We start from the raw sequence: 595 nt of genomic DNA, 5'->3' as shown, positions 1-595 counted from the left end.
TGCTTCGCTGTTTAACCAAAGAGCTTCTCCATTAGTTAAGCCTTTGGAGGTCGCTTTTGCTAAGAGTGCTTTTGAAATGTTCTTTTTAAAGTTGCTCTAGGGGTCTTTCATGAACATCAATAAGCTTGTGTAACTTACATTTAAATTTGACTAAACTCAAACTACACAATTCTCATGAACTTTAGACACCGTTCAAAGGTCTCAATTCAGAAAAGCCGAGATGAAAGACACATCGACTAAGAAAGAGTTGTAGGACCGGCGCAAAGCACACCAACACCCTTTTAAGTGCGACTTCTCCTCAAGGCACCAAAGTAACGTATGAAAGATCAACCGGAAGGGTCCGATCGCTGATCGGACCTTTACTTTGAAGGGAGGAACAGTTAGTGAATATTGAGAATTCTATCGTCTTCTTCGGAACTGAAGATCTAGGTTTAACAAACTCGTTTTATGTAAGCCTTCTTGGCCTTAAACTATATAAAGATCAGAATAGCTGTCAAATATTCCTAACTCAAGGCGGTGGAATGATAGGCTTCTGCAATCATCTCAATCTTGACTCTCAAAGAAATAACTCTATCATTACCTTGTTGACCAATGA

General features: G+C 39.3%; 1 pseudogene. It reads left to right on the top strand.

The features are described 5' to 3' along the window. Positions 1–383: 383 nt before the first annotated feature. A pseudogene (locus BG32_RS15780) lies at positions 384–595 on the top strand (glyoxalase); the annotation flags it as partial.

This window comes from Mesotoga sp. HF07.pep.5.2.highcov, assembly GCF_003666285.1.
GTDB lineage: Bacteria > Thermotogota > Thermotogae > Petrotogales > Kosmotogaceae > Mesotoga > Mesotoga prima.
This window is presented reverse-complemented; position numbering and strand designations above follow the sequence as displayed.